17 protein-coding genes are annotated in these 20847 nt (G+C 66.2%); 11 read left to right on the forward strand and 6 right to left on the reverse strand.

Annotated elements, in window-relative coordinates; translation table 11 throughout:
• Positions 1-5 precede the first annotated feature (5 nt).
• Genes pbpC through HNR60_RS13275 form a run of 5 tightly spaced genes read left to right on the forward strand, consistent with a single transcriptional unit; the run spans position 6 to position 5845 of the window.
• Entirely contained in the window at positions 6-2051 is a 2046-nt protein-coding gene (gene pbpC, locus HNR60_RS13255; protein WP_430694929.1) for a penicillin-binding protein 1C, read from the forward strand.
• 50 nt (positions 2052-2101) lie between these two features.
• Positions 2102-3847, forward strand: coding sequence for an ArnT family glycosyltransferase (locus HNR60_RS13260; protein ID WP_184258210.1), 1746 nt, complete (start codon positions 2102-2104; stop codon positions 3845-3847).
• A gap of 1 nt (position 3848) precedes the next feature.
• Positions 3849-4694, forward strand: a complete 846-nt coding sequence (locus HNR60_RS13265) for a phosphatase PAP2 family protein (RefSeq protein WP_184258212.1) — start codon at positions 3849-3851, stop codon at positions 4692-4694.
• A gap of 60 nt (positions 4695-4754) precedes the next feature.
• A complete protein-coding gene (locus tag HNR60_RS13270) occupies positions 4755-5510 on the forward strand; it encodes a glycosyltransferase family 2 protein (RefSeq protein WP_184258214.1) in 756 nt (251 codons plus the stop codon).
• A complete protein-coding gene (locus HNR60_RS13275) occupies positions 5507-5845 on the forward strand; it encodes a lipid-A-disaccharide synthase N-terminal domain-containing protein (RefSeq protein ID WP_184258216.1) in 339 nt (112 codons plus the stop codon). The genes HNR60_RS13270 and HNR60_RS13275 overlap by 4 nt, the downstream gene beginning before the upstream one ends.
• Positions 5846-5857: 12 nt before the next feature.
• Here HNR60_RS13275 and metC read toward each other — a convergent pair whose 3' ends face one another.
• Positions 5858-7051, reverse strand: coding sequence for a cystathionine beta-lyase (gene metC / locus HNR60_RS13280; RefSeq protein WP_184258250.1), 1194 nt, complete (start codon positions 7049-7051; stop codon positions 5858-5860).
• 350 nt (positions 7052-7401) lie between these two features.
• On the opposite strand from metC, the gene HNR60_RS13285 reads away from it, so the two are divergent.
• The 4 genes from HNR60_RS13285 to HNR60_RS13300 are packed head-to-tail and all read left to right on the forward strand — an operon-like array spanning position 7402 to position 11899.
• Positions 7402-8418, forward strand: coding sequence for an amino acid ABC transporter substrate-binding protein (locus tag HNR60_RS13285; protein ID WP_184258218.1), 1017 nt, complete (start codon positions 7402-7404; stop codon positions 8416-8418).
• Between the two features lie 21 nt (positions 8419-8439).
• Positions 8440-9645 (forward strand): amino acid ABC transporter permease, encoded by a 1206-nt coding sequence (locus HNR60_RS13290; RefSeq protein ID WP_184258220.1) that lies wholly within the window; start codon positions 8440-8442, stop codon positions 9643-9645.
• On the forward strand, positions 9642-11141 hold the full coding sequence (locus HNR60_RS13295) for an amino acid ABC transporter permease (RefSeq protein ID WP_184258222.1): 1500 nt from the start codon (positions 9642-9644) through the stop codon (positions 11139-11141). Before HNR60_RS13290 ends, HNR60_RS13295 begins: the two co-directional genes overlap by 4 nt.
• Before the next feature lie 20 nt (positions 11142-11161).
• The gene (locus HNR60_RS13300) at positions 11162-11899 is read left to right on the forward strand and encodes an amino acid ABC transporter ATP-binding protein (RefSeq protein WP_184258224.1); all 738 of its coding nucleotides are present in this window, start codon (positions 11162-11164) and stop codon (positions 11897-11899) included.
• A gap of 198 nt (positions 11900-12097) precedes the next feature.
• Here HNR60_RS13300 and HNR60_RS13305 read toward each other — a convergent pair whose 3' ends face one another.
• The 5 genes from HNR60_RS13305 to HNR60_RS13325 all read right to left on the reverse strand — a co-directional run bounded on the left by HNR60_RS13305 (position 12098) and on the right by HNR60_RS13325 (position 17411).
• Positions 12098-12751 (reverse strand): hypothetical protein, encoded by a 654-nt coding sequence (locus HNR60_RS13305; protein WP_184258226.1) that lies wholly within the window; start codon positions 12749-12751, stop codon positions 12098-12100.
• 64 nt (positions 12752-12815) lie between these two features.
• Complete coding sequence (locus HNR60_RS13310) at positions 12816-13853, reverse strand: cysteine synthase A (RefSeq protein ID WP_184258227.1); 1038 nt, start codon at positions 13851-13853, stop codon at positions 12816-12818.
• A 64-nt stretch (positions 13854-13917) separates the two neighbouring features.
• Positions 13918-15147: an SAM-dependent methyltransferase gene (locus HNR60_RS13315; protein ID WP_184258229.1), complete on the reverse strand. Its 1230-nt coding sequence runs from the start codon at positions 15145-15147 to the stop codon at positions 13918-13920.
• Positions 15148-15315: 168 nt separating this feature from the next.
• On the reverse strand, positions 15316-16095 hold the full coding sequence (locus HNR60_RS13320) for a DUF1365 domain-containing protein (RefSeq protein ID WP_184258231.1): 780 nt from the start codon (positions 16093-16095) through the stop codon (positions 15316-15318).
• 2 nt (positions 16096-16097) lie between these two features.
• The gene (locus tag HNR60_RS13325) at positions 16098-17411 is read right to left on the reverse strand and encodes an NAD(P)/FAD-dependent oxidoreductase (protein ID WP_184258233.1); all 1314 of its coding nucleotides are present in this window, start codon (positions 17409-17411) and stop codon (positions 16098-16100) included.
• A 413-nt stretch (positions 17412-17824) separates the two neighbouring features.
• On the opposite strand from HNR60_RS13325, the gene HNR60_RS13330 reads away from it, so the two are divergent.
• Positions 17825-19279, forward strand: coding sequence for an efflux transporter outer membrane subunit (locus HNR60_RS13330; protein ID WP_184258235.1), 1455 nt, complete (start codon positions 17825-17827; stop codon positions 19277-19279).
• Positions 19269-20627, forward strand: coding sequence for an efflux RND transporter periplasmic adaptor subunit (locus tag HNR60_RS13335; RefSeq protein WP_184258237.1), 1359 nt, complete (start codon positions 19269-19271; stop codon positions 20625-20627). The genes HNR60_RS13330 and HNR60_RS13335 overlap by 11 nt, the downstream gene beginning before the upstream one ends.
• The last annotated feature ends 220 nt before the right edge of the window (positions 20628-20847 follow it).

Consider the following 20847-nt stretch of genomic DNA (forward strand, 5'->3'; position numbering starts at 1 on the left):
CGGCGATGATCATCGCTGCGCTCGGCGTCATCGCCGTCGGCGCGATGTCCGCGTGGGTCTGGGCGCTCGGACCATTGCCGCTGGATCAAGCCCAGCAGGTCTCGACCTCGGTGGTCGATCGCAACGGCAAGCTGCTACGCGCTTATGCGATGGCCGATGGCCGCTGGCGGCTGCCGGTGCATGCCGCGACCGACGTCGACCGGCGCTATCTCGATCTGCTGCTGGCCTATGAGGACAAGCGGTTTTACAGCCATCCTGGTGTCGATCCGCTGGCGCTCGGGCGCGCCGCGCTGCAGCTGATCACGCATGGCCGCATCGTCTCCGGCGGCTCCACCATCACCATGCAGCTGGCGCGGCTGCTGGAGCCGCGCCGCGAGCGCTCGGTCCACGCCAAGCTGCGGCAGATGGTCCGCGCGATCCAACTTGAGCGGCGGTTCAGCAAGGATCAGATCCTCGATCTCTATCTGGCGCTGGCGCCGTTCGGCGGCAATCTCGAAGGGGTTCGCGCGGCCTCGATAGGTTATCTCGGCAAGGAGCCGAAGCGGCTGTCGCTCGCCGAATCCGCGTTGCTGGTGGCGCTGCCGCAATCGCCGGAGACGCGGCGGCTCGACCGCCATCCGGCTGCGGCGCGGGCGGCGCGCGACCGCGTGCTCGACCGCATGGTCGAGGACGGCGTGCTCAGCGCCGACGACGCGGCGCAGGCCAAGGCGGTGGCGTTGGCGCGGCAGCGCGGGCCGATGCCGATGCTGGCGCCGCATTCCGCCGATCAGGCGATGGCGACCGGGAAGCGCGCGGCGACGATCCGGCTGACGCTGGATGCGCCGATCCAGCGCGCGCTGGAAGCGCTGGCGCGCGACCGCGCCGCGGCGCTCGGCCCCGACATTTCGATTGCGCTGGTTGTGGTCGACAACGCCAGCGGCGAGGTGCTGGCGCGGGTCGGCTCGCCGGATTATTTCGACAACCGCCGCGCCGGTCAGGTCGACATGTCGCGCGCGATCCGCTCGCCGGGCTCGACGCTGAAGCCTTTTATTTATGGGCTCGCCTTCGAAGACGGCTTCGTGCATCCGGAAAGCCTGATCGACGACCGGCCGATCCGCTTCGGCGCCTACGCGCCGGAGAATTTCGACATGACCTTCCAGGGCACGGTGCCGGTCCGGAAGGCGCTGCAGCTGTCGCTCAACGTGCCGGCGATCGCGCTGTTGGACCGCGTCGGATCGAGTCGCCTCGCGGCGCGGCTGAAACAGGCCGGCGCCGGCCTGGTGCTGCCGAAGGACGAGGCGCCGGGGCTGGCGATGGGGCTCGGCGGCGTCGGCATCAGGCTGCAGGATCTGGTGCAGCTGTATTCCGGGATCGCGCGGCTCGGCGCCACGGTGCCGCTGCGCGAGCTCGCGCTGGACGAGCCGAAGCCGCCGGAGCCGCTGCGGCTGATGGATCCGGTCGCGGCCTGGCAGGTCGGCAACGTGCTGCTCGGCACCCCGCCGCCGGACAACGCCGCGGCGAATCGCATCGCCTTCAAGACCGGCACGTCCTACGGCTATCGCGACGCCTGGTCGGTCGGCTTCGACGGCCGCCTCACCATCGGGGTCTGGGTCGGCCGGCCCGACGGCGCCGCGGTGCCCGGCCTGGTCGGCCGCACCGCCGCAGCCCCGATCCTGTTCGACGCCTTTGCCCGCACCGGCAAGTTGCCCGCGGCGCTGCCGAAAGCCCCGCGCGGTACGCTACTGGCCAGCAACGCCAAGCTGCCGCTGCCGCTGCGGCGCTTCCGGCCGGCCGGGGAATTGCTGCGCAACGGCAACGAGCAGGCGCTGCGCATCCAGTTTCCGCTGAACGGCTCGCGGATCGACGGCTCCGGCGACACCTCGATGCCGTCGCTGCCGGTCAGGGTCGCGGGCGGGGTGCTGCCGCTGACCATGATGGTCAACGGCGTCGCGGTCGGCGAGATCGACGGCCGCCGGCAGCGGCTGCTGACCCAGCCCGGGCCGGGCTTCGTCCGGCTCACCGTGATGGACGCCATGGGCGCCGCGGACACAGTCGTCGTCCGAATCCAGTAAGCGCCCGCCAACTGGTTGTCCGCGTGGCGGTTTCAGCGTATGCGAAACCGATGACCGAGACCTTTGCAAGACCCCGATTTGGCATGCCGCCGGAGCCGAAAAACCGGATCAATCCCGGCCAACGGCTGGTCGGCGTGATCGACTACGTCGCCGCCAGCCACGCCCGTGCGGTGGCGTTCCTGGCGCTGTGCGGACTATTGTTCACGCTGTCGGGGTTCTTTACGATTCCGCCGATCGACCGCGACGAGGCGCGCTTCGCCCAGGCCACCAAGCAGATGGTCGAAAGCGGCGATTTCGTCGACATCCGCTTCCAGGGCGAGGTCCGCTACAAGAAGCCGGTCGGGATCTACTGGCTGCAGGCCAGCGTGGTCGAAGCCGCCTCCGCGCTCGGGCTGCCGCGCGCCGAGGTGCGGATCTGGCTGTACCGGGTGCCCTCGATGCTGGGCGCGATCGGCGCGGTGCTGATGACCTATTGGACCGCGCTGGCGTTCGTGACGCGGCGCGGCGCGGTGCTCGCCGGACTCATTTTATGCAGCTCGATTCTGCTCGGCGTCGAGGCTCGCCTCGCCAAGACCGACGCGGTGCTGCTGCTGACGGTGATCGCCGCGATGGGGGCGATGGCGCGGGTCTATCTCGCCTGGCAGCGCGGCGAGGATTCCGCGCGGGGGTCGTGGACCACGCCGGCGATCTTCTGGACCGCGCTGGCCGGCGGCATCCTGTTGAAGGGGCCGCTGATCCTGATGTTCGTCGGCCTCACCATCGTCACCCTGGCGATCTGCGACCGCTCGCTGGTCTGGCTGTGGCGGCTGCGGCCCTTGTGGGGCGCGCTGTGGATGCTGGCGCTGGTGCTGCCGTGGTTCATCGCCATCTTCCAGCGCGCCGGCGAGAGCTTCTTCGCCGATTCGGTCGGCGGCGACATGCTGAGCAAGATCACCAGCGCCAAGGAATCCCACGGCGCACCGCCCGGCGTGTACTTCCTGCTGTTCTGGGTGACGTTCTGGCCCGGCGCGCCGCTGGCCGCGATGGCGGCGCCGGCGGTGTGGCGGGCGCGGCGCGAACCCGGCGCGCAATATCTGTTGGCCTGGCTGCTGCCGTCCTGGATCGTGTTCGAGCTGGTGATGACCAAGCTGCCGCATTACGTGCTGCCGCTGTATCCGGCGATCGCCATCCTGTTGGTCGGTGCGTTCGAGCGCCGCGTGCTGTCGCGCGGCTGGCTGACCCGCGGGGCGGCGTGGTGGTTCGCGATTCCCGCCGCGGTGCTGACCATCGCGGTGGTCGGCGCGGTGTGGCTGACGCGGCAGCCGGCGTTCCTGGCCTGGCCGTTCGTTGCGGTGTCGATGATCTTCGGGCTGTTGGCCTGGCGACTCTATGATGACATCCGCTCCGAGCACGCGATGCTCAACGCCGTGGTGTCGTCGCTGTTTCTCAGCGTCGCGGTCTACGGCATCGTCGTGCCGTCGCTGACGCCGCTGTTTCCCAGCGTCGAAATCGCCCGCGCGTTGCGCAACGTGGTCTGCGTCGGCCCGAAGGCGGCCGCCGCCGGCTATCAGGAGCCGAGCCTGGTGTTCATGACCGGCACCTCGACGCTGCTCACCGACGGCTCCGGCGCCGCGGATTTCCTAGGGCAGGGCAGCTGCCGCTTCGCGCTGGTGGAGGCCCGCACCGAGCGGGCGTTCGCCGCGCGCGCAGAAGCCATCGGCCTGCGCTACGACGTCGCGACCCGGATCGACGGCTATAATTTCTCGCAAGGTCGGGCTATCTCGGTGGCGATCTTCCGCTCCGAGGGTACCCAGTAATATGGCCATTCAGAACCGGGCTGACACGCCGCCGAGCTATGTCGTCCGGGTGCTGCTGTTGCTGCGCGCATCGTTGCTGCAGCTGGTCCGCCATCCGTCGCATTCGCGGCGCGCCGAGGCGGCCCGCAGCGGGGCGCGGCGCGCGCTGCTGTTGACCGCGCTGGTCGCACTGGCGATCGCGGTGCTGATGGTAGCGCTCGACGCCCGCGAAATCGGCTGGATGCCGCCGCGCGGCACCGCCTGGCTGTGGCCGGTGAAGATCGTCACCGACTTCGGCAAGGCCACCTATCTGCTGTGGGCGCTGGCGGCGGCGCTGTTGGCGCTGCTGTTGATCACGCCGCGGCTCGCCGGCTGGTCGCGCGGCGTGCTGCTGGCCTTCGGCACCCGCGTGCAGTTCATTTTCTTCGCGGTGCTGGTGCCGGTCCTAGCCGGCGAGGTCTTGAAGGGCGCGATCGGCCGCGGCCGGCCGTTCGTCGGCGGCGAGGCCAACGCCTTCAACTTCTCCTATTGGTCGTGGAACGAGGCCTATTCCAGCCTGCCGTCGGGCCACGCCACCGCCGCCTTCGCGCTGGCCTTCGCGGTCGCCGCGCTGTGGCCGCAGCTGCGCGGCGTCATGATCGTCTATGCCCTGGCGATCGCGGTCAGCCGGCTGCTGCTGCTGGCGCATCACCCGAGCGACGTGGTGGCCGGCGCGCTCACCGGGGTGATCGGCGCGATGGCGGTGCGCTACTGGTTTGCCGCGCGTCATCTGGCTTTTACAATCGAGCGCGACGGCCACGTCGCGGCGCTGCCGGGGCCATCTTTCGGCCACCTCAAAAGGGTTGCCCGCGAGGCCTTGGCCCCATAAAAGCGGGCTTCCGCGAACCGCACCCCGGGGTGAGTTCCAAGGCTGCGGGCCGATCCGACCATGAGCGATCATTTGACCAGTTCCGGCACCACCCCTGCCGTGTCCATCGTTGTTCCGGTGCGTAACGAGGCCGACAATGTCGCGCCGCTGATCGCCGAGATCGCCGCCGCGCTGGACGGCCGTTGGGCCTACGAGATCATCTATGTCGACGACGGCTCCACCGATGCGACGCCGCAGCGGATCGCCGCGCTGCGCCAGAGCAACGCCAATCTTCGCCAGATCCGCCATGCGGCGTCTTCCGGGCAATCCGCAGCGGTGCGCAGCGGCGTGCGCGCGGCGCAGGGCGGCATCGTCGCCACGCTCGACGGCGACGGCCAGAACAATCCGGCGTTCCTGCCCAACCTGATCACGGCGCTGGAGCAGGGCGGCGCCCGCGTCGGGCTCGCCGCCGGCCAGCGGCTCGGCCGCAAGGACACCGGCTTCAAGAAGATCCAGTCGCGGATCGCCAACAAGGTGCGTGACGCCATCCTGCGCGACGGCACCCGGGACTCCGGCTGCGGCCTCAAGGCGTTCCGCCGCGAGGTCTATCTGTCGCTGCCGTATTTCGACGGTCTGCATCGTTTCATGCCGGCGCTGGTGCGCCGCGAGGGCTTCGACATCGCATTCGTCGACGTCACCGACCGGCCGCGGCTGTCGGGGGTGTCGAATTACGGCTTCTTCGATCGGCTGTGGATCGGGATCATGGACCTGGTCGGAGTCTGGTGGCTGATCCGCCGCAAGAAATCCACGCCCGTCGCAACCGAGATCGCATCATGATCATTCATTACGGCCAGGTGCTCGGCGATTATCTGTTCGACGTGTTCGTCGCCAAGTTCGATTTCTGGCTGGCATTCGGCCTGGTCGCGCAACTGCTGTTCACCGCGCGCTTCCTGGTGCAGTGGATTTCCAGCGAGCGCGCGCAGCAGAGCGTGGTGCCGATGTCGTTCTGGTTCTTCTCGATCGCCGGCGGGCTGATGACGCTGGTCTACGGCATCGTCAAGCGCGAGCCGGTGATCATCATCGGCCAGGCCGCGGCGACCTTCGTCTACGTCCGCAACATCATGCTGATCGTCAAGAACCACGCCCGCGGCTCGAAGACGCTGGATAGCTGAGGCGCGACCCCGTCAGCTTGTCGCGGCGTTGAACGCCGAAAAGCCGCGCTCCAGATCGGCCTTGAGATCGTCGACGCTCTCCAGCCCGATATGCAGCCGCAACGCCGGCCCGCCGGGATTCCACTTGGTCGCGCTGCGATAGCTCGTGCAATCGAACGGGATCGCCAGGCTCTCGAAGCCGCCCCAGGAATAGCCCATCCCGAACAGCTTGACGGTGTCGAGCAGGGCGTCGACCGCTTTTTGCGGCGCAGGCTTCAGCACGATGCTGAACAGCCCGGAAGCGCCGGTGAAGTCGCGCTTCCAGATCGCGTGGCCGGGATCGGTTTCCAGCGCCGGGTGCAGCACCCGGGCGACTTCCGGCCGCTGCGAAAGCCAGCGCGCCATCTCCAGCCCGGCCTCCTGATGATGCTTCAGCCGCACCGCCAGCGTGCGCAGCCCGCGCAGCGCCAGGAACACGTCGTCCGGACCGGCGCAGACGCCGAGCGCGCGGACCGCGTCCTCGACCTGCGGCCAGGCGCGGGCGTTGGCCGAAATGGTGCCGAACATGATGTCGGAATGGCCGCCGATATATTTGGTGGCGGCCTGGATCGAGATGTCGACGCCCTGGTCGAGCGAGCGGTGATACAGCGGTGTCGCCCAGGTGTTGTCGTCGATGACCAGCGCGCCGCGGGCGTGCGCCACCGCGGCGATCGCCGGGATGTCGGTCATCTCGAAGGATTGCGAGCCGGGGGCTTCGACCACCACCGCGGCGGTGTTGGGCTGGAACAGCGCCTCGATGCCGGCGCCGATCAAGGGATCGAAATAGCTGGTGGTGACGCCGTAGCGCTTCAACAGGCCGTCGCAGAACAGCCGGGTCGGGCGGTAGGCGTTGTCGCACACCAGCAGATGGTCGCCGCTTTTCAGCACCGCGAGCAGGGCGGTGGAAATCGCCGCGACCCCGGAGGGCGCCAGCGCCACCCCGGCGCAGGCGTCGCCTTCCAGCGCCCGCAAGGCCTGTTGCAGGGCACGGGTGGTCGGCGTGCCATGCCGGCCATAAGAGAACTCGCCGCGATGGGCGTGCAGATCGGCCGCGGTCGGATACAGCACCGTGGAGCCGCGCACCACCGGCGGATTGACGAATCCTTTTTGCGCCGCGGTGTCGCGGCCGGCGGTGACGAGTTGGGTGTCGGTGCGAAGCGGCAGGTCGTCGTCGTCGGAGAAATTCATGTGATATGACCAAAAAAGCATCTGCTGATGCAGCAGTTTGCCCCTTCCGGGTGCAACGCGGCTGCGGCGGGCTGGACTTCTTACTAGCAGGACACAGAAGACGGCCGTCAACCCCTTGACCCGGACTTCAACTCGTTCTGTGATGCATCCGCACCTGTCTGGTTGCCGCGCGGTTGAGGGGCACGCTGCGAAAATCGACCAACGTCTATCCCATCTGGCATCGGAAGCTGGTATCGCTTTGCCTGCCCGGGTGACGAAGGCTTCGATCGGCCGTTCTCCTCTGCGGTGATATGACGACCACGAATACCGAAGAATTGCGTCCAGGACGACGTTCCTTGAAAGGCTTGGCTATGAAACGCGTATCTCTCGCTCTCACTGTTGCCGCCGCCGCCGGGTTTCTGACCCAGGCGGCCGGCGCGCAAACCCTGAAGACCGTCCAGGACCGGGGCGTTCTGTCCTGCGGCGTCAGCCAGGGCCTGCCGGGGTTCTCCGCCCCCGACGACAAGGGCAACTGGACCGGCATCGACGTCGACATGTGCCGCGCCGTCGCCGCGGCGGTGTTCAACGATCCGACCAAGGTCAAGTTCGTGCCGCTGTCGGCCAAGGACCGCTTCACCGCGCTGCAGTCCGGCGAAATCGACGTGCTGTCCCGCAACACCACGTGGACGGTGTCGCGCGACACCTCGCTCGGCGTCAACTTCACCGGCGTGACCTATTATGACGGCCAGGGCTTCCTGGTCCGCAAGGCGCTCAAGGTCAATTCCGCGCTCGAGCTCAACTCGGCGTCGATCTGCGTGCAGACCGGCACCACCAACGAGCAGAACGTTGCCGACTATTTCAAGGGCAACAACATGAAGTACGAGGTGATCGCCTTCGGCACCGCGGACGAAGCCATCAAGGCCTATGAATCCGGGCGTTGCGACGTGTTCACTTCCGACGTCTCGCAGCTTTATGCGCTGCGGCTGAAGCTCGCCACCCCGGCCGATCACGCGGTGCTGCCGGAAGTGATCTCCAAGGAGCCGCTCGGCCCGTTGGTGCGCCACGGCGACGACCAGTGGTTCGACATCGTGAAGTGGACGCTGTTCGCGCTGCTCAATGCCGAAGAGCTCGGCGTCAACCAGAAGAACGTCGACGAGCAGGCCAAGCTCGACAAGCCGGAGCTGAAGCGGGTGTTCGGCACCGACGGCAACCTCGGCGAACAGCTCGGCCTGACCAAGGACTGGGTGATCCGCATCGTCAAGGCGACCGGCAACTACGGCGAAGTGTTCGATCGCAACGTCGGCGCCGGCTCCAAGCTCGGCATCGCCCGCGGCCTCAACCAGCTGTGGAACAAGGGCGGCATCCAATACGCGCCGCCGATCCGCTAAGCGCAACGAAACGATCTCGCGATGGCCATCGAGGCCCGCTCCCCGCCGCCGCAGTTTGTTGCAAAACTGCGCCGGCTGCTGGGCGGACGCGCCGGTTGGGGCGGCTTGCTGCTCCAGGTTCTGTTCGTCGCCGCCCTCATCTGGGTGGCCTACGAAATCGTCGACAACGCCCGCGGCAACCTCGCCAACCAGCGGATTGCCTCGGGCTTCGGCTTCATGTCGCAGACCGCCGGATTCGGCGTCAGCCAGGCGCTGATTCCGTATTCCGAGGCCGACAGCTACACCCGGGTGTTTCTGGTCGGCCTGGTCAACACGCTGGTGGTGTCGTTCATCGGCATCATCTTCGCCACCATCATCGGCTTCATGGTGGCGCTGGGCCGGCTGTCGCCGAACTGGCTGTTGTCGAAGATCTCCGGCGGCTATGTCGAACTGATTCGTAACCTGCCGCTGTTGTTCCAGATCCTGTTCTGGTACCTCGCGGTGCTCGGCACCTTGCCGAATCCGCGGCAGAGCGTGTCGGTGTTCGATGCGTTTTTCCTCAGCAATCGCGGCATCGTGGTGCCGCGGCCGGTCGGTGAGGCGGGGCTCGACGCCTTCCTGATCGCGTTCGTGGTCGCGGTGGCGATTGCCTTGGCGCTGCCGGCCTATGCCCGGCGCCGGCTGTTCCAGACCGGCAAGCCGATGACGGTGTGGCCGTTCGCGCTCAGCCTGCTGATCGGTTTGCCGCTGATTGCGACGCTGATCTTCGGCCAACCGTTCAGCTTCGAGATCCCGGCGCTGAAGGGCTTCAACTTCGCCGGCGGCGCCCGCGTGGCGCCGGAATTCGTCGCGCTGACGCTGGCGCTGGCGACCTATACGGCGGCGTTCATCGCCGAAATCGTCCGCGCCGGCATTCAGTCGGTGCACAAGGGACAGATGGAGGCGGGCGCCTCGCTCGGGCTGTCGCGCGGCTCCACCTTGCGCCTCGTGGTGGTACCACAGGCGCTGCGGGTGATCCTGCCGCCGCTGACCAACCAGTATCTCAACCTGACAAAGAACTCGTCGCTGGCGGTGGCGATCGGCTATCCGGATCTGTTTTCGGTGTTCGCCGGCACCACGCTGAGCCAGACCGGGCAGGCCATTGAAATCATCGCCATCACCATGAGCGTGTATTTGTTGATCTCGATCGTCACCAGCGCATTGATGAGCTTCTACGGCTGGCGGCTCGGACGGAGTCTCGGCTCATGACCGGCCTTCCTGCCTCGTTCGTTCGCCAGGATCTGGTCGACAGCCGTCCGGCGCCGGTGAAGACCACCGGCTTCACCGGCTTCGTCCGCACCCGGCTGTTCAATACGCCGACCAACGCCATCCTCACCATCGTCGGCGCCTTGCTGCTGTGGCTGACGGTGGTGCCGACGGTGAAATTCCTGCTGATCGACGCGGTCTGGCAGGGCACCAGCCGCACCGACTGTCTCGCCGCGGCGGCCGGGCACGAGGTCGGCGCCTGCTGGCCGTTCGTGCAGGCGAAATTCGCGCAGTTCGTCTATGGCTTCTATCCCGAGGACGAGCGCTGGCGGGTCAATCTGACCTTCGCGCTGGCGGCGCTGCTGCTGCTGCCCTTGCTGATCCCGCGGGTGCCGGCCAAGAGCCTCAACGCCGGGCTGTTCTTCGTCGCCTTTCCGGTGGTGGCGTTTTTCCTGCTGCACGGCGGCGGACTGCACGGCTTCGCGCTGAGCTGGACCGCCGATCTGCTGTCGGGGTTCTCCGCCAGCATCAGCGAGGCCGGCAGCAAGCTCGCGGCCGGCGGCGGGGTTTTCTCGCTGCTGGGCTCGCTGATCTACGGCTTCGGCAGCGCGGTGTGGGTTCTGATCTGGCCGCTGAGCTGGCTGCGCGACGCGATCCAGAACGCATCGCGGCCGCTGTGGATCGATTTCGCCATCACCGCGGTCGTGGTCTCCGGCCTGTTGTTCCTGCTGAACGGCGGCTTTCGTAACGGCTGGCGGGCGCTGGTGCGCAGCCTGGCGATCTTCGCCGGCATCGCCGTGGTGATCTTCGTGATGCGGCTCGACCGCGGCGGGTTGCCGATCGTCGACAGCCGGATGTGGGGCGGCCTGTTGGTCACGCTGGTGGTCTCGGTCACCGGCATCGTCACCTCGATGCCGGTCGGCATCGCGCTGGCGCTGGGGCGACGCTCGACGATTCCGCTGATCCGGATTTTCTCGGTGCTGTTCATCGAGTTCTGGCGCGGCGTGCCGCTGATCACCGTGCTGTTCTTCGCCACCTACATGCTGCCGTTGTTCCTGCCCGGCAACTTCACCGTCGACGGGCTGGTGCGGGTGTTGATCGGCATCGCGCTGTTCGCCGGCGCCTACAACGCCGAGGTGATCCGCGGCGGCCTGCAGGCGATCCCGCGCGGCCAGGCCGAGGCCGCGAGCGCGCTCGGGCTGTCGTATTGGAAGATCACCGGGCTCGTGGTGATGCCGCAGGCGCTGCGCCACGTCATCCCGGGCCTGGTCAACTCGTTCATCGCGCTGTTCAAGGACACCTCGCTGGTGTCGATCGTGGCGTTGTTCGATTTGCTCGGCAGCTTGCGGGCGTCGTTCGCCGACCCCACCTGGTCGACGCCGACCACTTTGTTCACCGGCTTTGCCTTCACCGGCATCGTGTATTTCGTGTTCTGCTTCGGGATGTCGCGGTATTCGTTGTTCGTCGAACACCGCCTCAACGCCCACCGGCGCACTTGAACTCATCGGATAGGATTGCAATGGCAGAACCGATCGTCACCGTCGCGGCCCTCAACAAGTGGTACGGCGATTTCCACGTGTTGCGCGACATCTCGCTCGACGTCGCGCGCGGCGAGCGCATCGTGATCTGCGGACCCTCGGGCTCCGGCAAGTCGACGCTGATCCGCTGCATCAACGCGCTGGAGGAGTTCCAGGAAGGCAGCATCATCGTCGACGGCATCGAGCTCGGGCCGAGCCTGCGCACCGTCGACGAAGTCCGCCGCGAGGTCGGCATGGTGTTCCAGAGCTTCAACCTGTTCCCGCACCTCACCGTGCTGGAGAACTGCACGCTGGCCCCGATCTGGGTGCGCAACATCCCGAAGAAGGACGCCGAGGCCACCGCGATGAAATATCTCGAGCGGGTTCGGATTCCCGACAAGGCGCACAAATTCCCCGGGCAGATTTCCGGCGGTCAGCAGCAGCGCGTGGCGATCGCGCGGGCGCTGTCGATGAACCCGAAGGTGATGCTGTTCGACGAGCCGACTTCCGCACTCGATCCCGAAATGGTCAAGGAGGTGCTCGACACCATGGTCGACCTCGCCGAAGAGGGCATGACCATGATGGTGGTGACCCACGAAATGGGCTTCGCCAAGCAGGTCGCCGACCGCGTGGTGTTCATGGACGCGGGCCAGATCATCGAGGCCAACACCCCGGCGGAATTCTTCGCCAATCCGCAGCACGCCCGCACCAAGCTGTTCCTGGGGCAGATCCTGCGGTGAGGCGGCATCTGACGAACTGTGGAAAATTCAATCAGACTCGCTGCGTCAGGGGCGTCTCGAAAAGCGCTGACCTCTCCGCGTCATGGCCGCGCTTGTCGCGGCCATCCACGAGCGAAATCTGAAGATTGCTTGCGGGCGTGGATGGCCGGGACGAAGCCCGGCCATGACGCGTTGGGCCGCAGTGCGTGATCCTCTTCGCTACGGAATCGCCTTCTCCATTTCCTTGATCAGGATAAAGAGATCGGCAGGCCAGAGGTCGATATTGATAATCGGCTTACCGTTATCAGCTTCTGAGTAAGAAAGTCTCTGCCACTGGACCTGCGCCTTGTCATCTATTCGGATCTTGCCGCCGTGAGCCATGGCATTTCGGACGACGCGGGCAAAATTCCATACTGATGGCCAGTTCGCAACCTTGCCGTAGGTTGCCGTCAAGAACGGCTTTTGGTTTTCAACGAAGGTGGTCAAAATTGATTGACCCAGGCTGAAGATGAAATGTTCCAAAACGCCCAAATCTAACGGGGTATTTTGGGGAATGCGAACTGCAGGATACGAGGTAAAGTCGATTTTGGACGGCCAAACGTTACGCATCATTGGCGCCACTGTTTCACGAGGTGACCATTTCAACCGGATGTCGCACGCCGCGCCATCGAATAGCGCTACGTCATCGATGGCCCAGGGAAGAGCACCTTTTCTTCCATTGTTGTATACTTCAGTTGTGGTCGCGAAGCTATGAAGTGCCGTCAAATATGTGGCAACCAGCTTGAATGCGATGTCGGAATTTTCAAACCGGAGAGTAGTGGGTGACGCTTCGTCTACTTGGCGCGGTCCGCCAATGATCATTCGGTTTGCCATGCTGCCTCACCGTATCCAGCATTTGAAACGCTTAGGCTATTAGACTCGATCGTTCTGCGCCCGCTCACACCTTCTCGAACGGCACGCTCAAGGCGTTGCGCTGCTCCAGCCAATCCGGCACCGGCAGGTTTTTGCTACGCATGAACTCCGGGTTGAACAGCTTGGACTGATAGCGTCCGCCGTGGTCGCACAGGATGGTCACGATGGTGTGGCCGGGGCCGAGGTCTTTCGCCAGCCGGATCGCGCCGGCGACGTTGATGCCGCTGGAGCCGCCGAGGCACAGGCCTTCGTGCTGCAACAGATCGAAGATGACCGGCACCGCCTCGTCGTCGGCGATCTGGTAGGCGGTGTCGACCACCGCGCCTTGCAGATTGGCGGTGACGCGGCCCTGGCCGATGCCCTCGGTGATCGAGGAGCCCTCGGACTTCAGCACCCCGGTGGTGTAGTAGCTGTACATCGCGGATCCCAGCGGATCGGCCAGCGCGATGCGGATATGGGGGGTCTTGGCCTTCAGCCCGAGCGAGACCCCGGCCAGCGTGCCGCCGGTGCCGATCGCGCAGACGAAGCCGTCGACTTTGCCCTCGGTCTGCTGCCAGATTTCCGGCGCGGTGGTCTCGATATGGGCCTGGCGGTTGGCGATGTTGTCGAACTGGTTGGCCCAGATCGCGCCGTTCGGCTCGCTCGCGGCGAGTTGCGCAGCGAGCCGGCCGGAGATCTTCACGTAGTTGTTGGGATTCGAATAGGGCACCGCGGGGACTTCGATCAGCTCGGCGCCGTTCAGCCGCAGCATGTCCTTCTTTTCCTGGCTCTGGGTCTGCGGGATCACGATCACGGTGCGGAAGCCGAGCGCGTTGGCGACCAGCGCCAGCCCAATGCCGGTGTTGCCGGCGGTGCCTTCGACCACCACGCCGCCGGGCCTGAGCGCGCCGCGCGCGATGGCGTCGCGGATGATGAACAGCGCGGCGCGGTCCTTGACCGACTGGCCGGGGTTCATGAATTCGGCCTTGCCGAGGATCGTGCAGCCGGTCTGTTCGGAAGCGCGCTGCAGCTTGATCAGCGGCGTGCGGCCGATCGTGTCGACGACGGAATTATCAATGCTCATGGGATTCTTGCCGGTTGGGGTGACACCCAAGTTAGTGGACCGGGCAGGGTCATACAAGGCGCCGCTACTCCGCCTTGGCGAACACCACCTGCCGGACATCGATATTGCCGGACAGGAATCCGGCTTCGCAATACGCCAGATAATACTCCCACAGCCTGCGGAAGCGCTCGTCGAAACCGAGCGGCGTCAGATGCGGCCAGGCGGCGCGGAAATTATCTCTCCAGATCGCGAGCGTCTTGGCATAATCTTGCCCGAAAATACGCTCGCGGATGACAGGAACGCCGAACTTCTCGCCGAGCGCTTTCAGCACCTGAGGCGAGGGCAGCATGCCGCCGGGAAACACGTAGCGCTGGATGAAATCGACCTCGCGTCGATAGGCTTGGAAGAACTTGTCCTGGATGGTGATGGCCTGGATGCCGACCAGCCCGCCCGGCAGCAGCCGGTCGCGCAATTGCGAGAAATATTTCGGCCAGAATTCCTCGCCGACCGCCTCGATCATCTCGATCGAGGCGATGCGGTCGTACAGGCCGCGCTCGTCGCGATAATCCTGCAGCCGGATTTCGACTCGGTCGGCGAGCCCGGCGTCCTTGATCCGTTGCGTTGCGAAATCGCGCTGCTCGCGGCTGATGGTGAGTCCCACCACCTCGACGTCGAAATGTTTCGCCGCGTATTCGGCAAAGCCGCCCCAGCCGCAGCCGATCTCCAGCACCTTGTGCCCGGGCCGCAGATCGATGGCTTCGGCGAGCCTGCGATATTTGTTGTGCTGGGCTGCGGTGAGGTCGGTGGTGTGCTCTTCATACAGCGCCGACGAATAGGTCATGCTGGGATCGAGCCAGGCCGAATAGAACGCGTTGCCGATGTCGTAATGCGCGTAGATGTTGCGCCGTGCCTGCCGCCTGGTGTTGCGGTTGAACCAGTGCCGCACCCCCTGCACGAACCGCATCAGCGGATTGTCGCCGAGCATCGCCTGGATCAACTCGTGGTTGACGCAGAACAGATACAGGAACTGGGTGAGGTCCGGGGTGTCCCATTCGCGGTGCAGATAGGCCTCGGCGATGCCGATGTCGCCGCCGTTGAGGAGGCGCGAGGCGAAGCCGTAGCCGTACAGCGTCATCGCCGCGGCGGGGCCTGGTTCCGCGCCGCCGAGCCGCACGGTGCGGCCGTCGGGCAGGGTGACGTCGAGCGTGCCGCGGCGCAGCTTGGCGCCGAAGCCGAAGGCCAGTCGAACCATGCGGGGCAGATCAGAGAGCTGGTGATCGACGTTGTCCGGGGTGAGAACGATCAACTCAGGCATTGCAGTTCCGTCGATTGCAACTCCGCGTCCGATTTCGGCATCGCGCGATCGAATAACCTCGGTATCGATCTTCATCAGGACCAGAGCACTTCCCATTGTCCGGAATTCCGTCCGGTCGGGCTGACTGTTGGGAGTATAATCATTGGGTCGCGGACGCCAAGCCGGGTCTCACGGTTCGGTGACGGGCCGCGGCACCAATCGCGCACCTTTGATCCACAGCCGCAGCGCCTCCCAATGGATCGCGCCGAAAATCTTCCAGGTCATCGCCGGCAGCCCGACAAACGCCCGCAGCAGGCTGCGGCTCGAGAGCGGCGCGCGGCGGCCGTTGAAGGTCGCGGCCAGCACCGCGCCTTCGGCGTCGGTTTCCAGGATCCGCAGTTTGACCCGCTCGCTGGGCGGCGCGATGCGGAAATGATAGCGCATCGCCATCTCGATGAACGGCGAGACGTAGAACAGCTTGTCCTGCTCCTGCCGGATGCCGGCGGCGCTGACCTGCTCCGGTTTGACCGGCAGCACATAGGCGTGGATGTCGCCGAAGGTGTTGCGGACCTCGTAGATGATCAGCGCCAATGCGCCGTCGGCGCGATAGCAGAAATACGCCGACAGCGGATTGAAGGTGTAGCCGAACAATCGCGGATAGCACAGCAACAGCACCCGGCCGCCGCCGAGGTCAATACCGTGAGCGTCGGCGCAGCGCTGCGCGTAGTTGCGCAGCGGCGAGCCGTCGCGCGGGCCGTGGTCGCACTCATGGAAGCTGTACAGCGCCCGGCGGTTGACGCCGAACAGCGGGGAGAGGCGGTCCGCGTCGTCGAGCCGGTCGAGGTCGATCAGCAGGCTCATGACCTGGTAAGTGAAGCGATGCGCCACCGGCTTGATCCGGGCATGCATCACCTCGCCGAAATACAGCGCGGCGGGCGGTTCGGCGGCGTTGTGAGCGGCGTTCGGCATGGCTATTCCGCGGCCTCGGCCAATTCCGGCGGCGGCTTGTGCCACGGCACCGTCGCGCCCAAGGATTTTGCTATCGCAAGCCCGGAGCGCAAGCCGTCTTCGTGAAAACCGTAGCCGGTCCAGGCGCCGCAGAACCAGGTGTGGCGCTGGCCCTGGATCTCGCCGAGCCGTTTCTGCGCGGCGAACGCGGCGGCATTGTAGTGCGGATGTTCGCAGACGTAGCGTCCGAAGGTCAGCGCCGGGTCGGGCGCGAACGGCGGATTGAGGCTGACGAACAGCGGATTGTCGCCGGGAATCGGCTGCAGCCGGTTCATCCAATAGGTCACCGAGATGTCGTTGACGCACTCGGTCTGGCGCGGCCAGCGCAGCACGTTCCACGCCGCCCAGGCGTGCCTGCGCTTCGGCATCAGCCGCGGATCGCGGTGCAGGTAGATGACGTTGTCGGAATAGCCGATCGCGCCCAAGATGTCGCGCTCGTCGTCGCTGGGGTCGGAGAGCATCGCCAGCGCCTGGTCGCTGTGCGCGGCGATCACCACGTGGTCGTAAGTGTCAAAACCGCCGTGGCTGTCGCCGACGATCACGCCCTGCGGCGTGCGCTCCACCGAGGTCACCGCGCAGCCGAGCCGGATCTGATCCTTGAACGACGCGGTGAGCTTGTCGACATAGCTGCGGCTGCCGCCCTTGACCGAGCGCCACACCGGACGGTCGTATTGCAACAGCCGGTGCTCGCTGAAGAACGTCACGAAGTTCTCGGCCGGAAACGCCATGATCTGCGAAGCCGGCGCCGACCAGATCGCAGCCCCCATCGGCGCGAGGTAATCGGTCAACAGCCGCGGCGCGAATTTGCGAAGCGCGAAATACTCGGCCAGCGTCAGCCCGTTGAGCGCGCCGGCCTTGAGGTCGGCAACGCTGCGCTCGTTGAAGCTGAGGATGTCGCGCAGCATCCGCAGATAGGATGGCGACATCAGGTTCGACGGTTGGGCGAACAGGCCGCGGGCGGTTTCCCGCCAGTTGGTGCCGCCGCCCATCCATTCGAAGCGACCGGACTCCGCGGAGACCGCAAAGCTCATGTCGCTGGCCACGGTCTCGACGCCGAGATGAGCGAACAGCGCCGTGAGATCCGGATAATTCAGCTCGTTGTAGACGATGAAACCGATGTCGACCGCGATCGGCGTGCCGTCATAGTCGATGCTGATGGTGTGGCTGTGGCCGCCGGTGCGGATTTCACGATCATACACAGTGACGCGATAACGCTGCGACAAAGCCCAAGCGGCGGCATTGCCGGCGATTCCCGTTCCAACGATAGCGACACGCATTCCTAGCCCCTGTCCCCCGGTAATGCGCCAAATACGGCGCATCGTCGCCTGAGTTTCAACAATTTGCGTCGCCAAGTGTGCGGGCGGGGCGCTTGAGAATCCTCCAGCGACGACGGACAGATGAAATCTTGGTAAGATTTGCCACAACCACCGATCGCGTCAAGGAGTAATAACCCCAGCAAATACGCGGGTTTTGCGCCCGTCTCGGGATGTCCGTGCGGTCGTTCGGCGCGCCGTGCTATGCAACAAGCGCTGTGCGCGCAGCCATCCGACCGCTACAATAGCGTCAGAATAAAACAGGCAGTCCTGGGTCACGTGTCGAAAATTATACATCGAAATGAATTGACATGTTGGCGTCCGGCGGTCGCGACCGCGCGGGCGGGGCTTGCGTGCGGTGTGAGGTCGCGCCACGCATGACCATGGCTGCACCCTTGATTCGACGGCTGGCAGGGACGGCGGCCGCGCTTGCGTTGGCTGCAACCGCCGGCGGCTGCATCCTGACCCAGGATCTGCCTGATCCCGCTCTGGACATTCCGGCCGGCTATAAGGCCGCGCGCGCCACCTCGGTGGAGGCGACGCCCGCGCTCGACTGGTGGCGCGGCTTCCGCTCCACCGAGCTGACCCAACTGATGGAGGAGGCGCAGACCGTCAACCTCGACATCGCCGCGGCCACCGCGCGGATCGTTCAGGCTGACGCGCAGGCAAGGATCACCGGCGCGGCGCTGCTGCCCAGCCTCACCGCCGACGGCAGCGCCACCCGCTCGAAGAGTTCGAGCGCGAGCAGCAGCGGCACCGGCTCCGGTCTCGGCGGCCGCGAGATCAGCACCTATTCGTCGTCGCTCAGCGCTTCCTACGAGATCGACTTCTGGAGCAAGAACCGCGACGCCACGCTGGCCGCCGAGGAAACCGCCAACGCCAGCCGCTTCGACCGCGACGTCGTCGCGCTGACCACCTATGCCGGCGTCGCCAATGCGTATTTCCAGGTTCTGGCGTCGCAGGACCGCATCCGCACCGCCAATCGCAACATCGCCTCGGCGCAGCGCATTCTCGACGCCATCAAGCTGCGGCTCAGCGTCGGCACCGGCAGCGACCTCGACGTCGCCCAGCAGGAGAGCGTGCTCGCCAATCAGCGCGCCGCGGTGCCGCCGCTGCGGCTGACGCTGGCGCAGAACATCAACGCGCTGGCGACGCTGGTGGCGCGGCCGCCGGAAGCGGTGAAGGTCAGCGGCGGCTCGCTCGACCGTGTCGCGGCGCCGCGGGTGACGCCGGGGCTGCCGTCGGAATTGCTGACGCAGCGCCCCGACATCCGCCGCCAGGAGGCGCAGCTCGCCTCCGCCACCGCCAATGTCGGCAGCGCGCGGGCGCAGTTCTTTCCCAGCATCCAGCTGACCGGGCAGGGCGGCTATCAGAGCGCGGCGCTGGCGGCGCTGTTCACCCCGCAGGCGGCGTTCTTCAACGTCGCCGCCGGCGTGACCCAGCCGATCTTCGACGGCGGGCGGATTCTCGCCAATTTCGAACTCAATCAGGCGCTGCAGGACGAGCTGCTGCAGACCTATCGCAAGACTGTTGTGTCGGCCTTCGCCGACGTCGACAACGCGCTGGAATCGATCCGGCAGAACACCGAGCGGCTGCGGCTGCAGCGCGTGGTGTTGGAATCGTCGCGCCGCGCCTTCAATCTCGCCGAACAGCAGCTGCGCGCCGGCACCGCCGACATCGTCACCGTGCTCAACACCCAGCTGACGCTGTTCCAGGCGGAAGACGCGCTGTCGCAGGCGCAACTGGCGCGGCTGCTGGCGATCGTCAGCCTTTATCAAGCGCTGGGCGGCGGATGGCAGCCGCGGATGGAGAGGCCGGTCAATGCTCTTTAAGCCGGAAACCAAGGACGCCCCCGAAGTCGCGCCCAGCGTGGCTGCGGCGGCGCCGCCGCCGCGCAAGCGTCGCCGCATGGCGTCGCTGCTGATCACTGCGCTGATCCTCGCCGTGCTCGGCTATATCGCCTGGAGCTCGTTCCAGCAGAAACAGACCGCCAACCGGGTGCGCCCGGATCTGGCGGTGCCGGTGCTGGCGGCGACACCGCGGGTGCTGGACGTGCCGGTGTATCTCGACGGCGTCGGTTCGGTGCGCGCGCTCAACAACGTCACGGTGCGGGCGCAGGTCGACGGCAAGCTGATCTCGATCAACTTCAAGGAAGGCCAGGACGTCAAGCAAGGCGACGTTTTGGCCGAGATCGATCCGGCGATCTATCAGGCGCAATACGATCAGGCGGTCGCCAAGAAGGCGCAGGACGAAGCCCAGCTCGCCAATGCGCGGATCGATCTGACGCGCTATCAGCAGCTCGCCGCCTCCAACGCCGGCTCCAAGCAGCAGTCCGACACCCAGCGCGCCACCGTGGCGCAGCTGGAAGCGCTGGTGCGCTCCGATCAGGCGGCGATCGACAACGCCGCGGCGACGCTGAGCTACACCAAGGTGATCGCGCCGTTGTCCGGCCGCGCCGGGCTCAGGCAGGTCGACCAGGGCAACATCATCCGTGCCTCGGATGCGACCGGCCTCGTGGTGATCACGCAATTGCAGCCGATCGCCGTGCAGTTCAGCCTGCCGCAGCAGCAAATCGTCCGCGTCAACGCCGCGCAGGGCAAGGCGCCGCTCAGCGTCGACGTGTTCGGCAATGACGGCGTCACCGTGGTCGACAGCGGCACGCTGCGCGGCATCGACAACCAGGTCGATTCTACCACCGGCACGGTGAAGCTGAAGGCGGAATTCCCCAACGCGCGTTTCCAGCTGTGGCCGGGGCAGTTCGTCAATGTGCGGCTCAAGGTCGAGACGCTGCCGCAGGCATTGGTGATCCCGAGTTCGGCGGTGCAGCGCGGCCCGGCCGGCACCTTCTCCTACGTGATCGGCGAGGGCGACATCGTGTCGGCCCGGCCGGTCACGGTGACGCAGCAGAACGAAACCGAGGCGGTGATCGGCACGGGCCTTGCGGCCGGCGATCGCGTGGTCACCACCGGCTTTGCCAATCTGTCCGACGGCGCCAAGGTGAGCGTCGGCGCCAATGATCAGACGCTGACGCCGGATCTGGCGCCGCGCAAACGCCAAGGCAAGGGCGGCGCGCCCGGCGAACGCGGCAAGGGGGCCTCGAGCGACGGCGATCAGAAGGGCCGCACCGGGCCCGCGCCGGCACCGTCCAGCACGCCGGCCAGTGGGGCGAAGCAGCCATGATGCGGATCTCGTTCTCTTGAGTGCCTGGCCGAAAGGCGACCGATGACGATCAGGCTTTTTGCAGCGATGCGACACCTCTTCCCTCTCCCCGCTTGCGGGGAGAGGGTGGCGCGACAAACGAAGTTTGTCGCGTCGGGTGAGGGGGCGTCGCGGCTGAACACGGGCGCCCCCGCCCCCCCAACCCCGCGCGAAGCGCCGCCGGGGGGCCCGGCCCCCCCGG

Source organism: Rhodopseudomonas rhenobacensis, from assembly GCF_014203125.1.
Classification (GTDB): domain Bacteria; phylum Pseudomonadota; class Alphaproteobacteria; order Rhizobiales; family Xanthobacteraceae; genus Rhodopseudomonas_A; species Rhodopseudomonas_A rhenobacensis.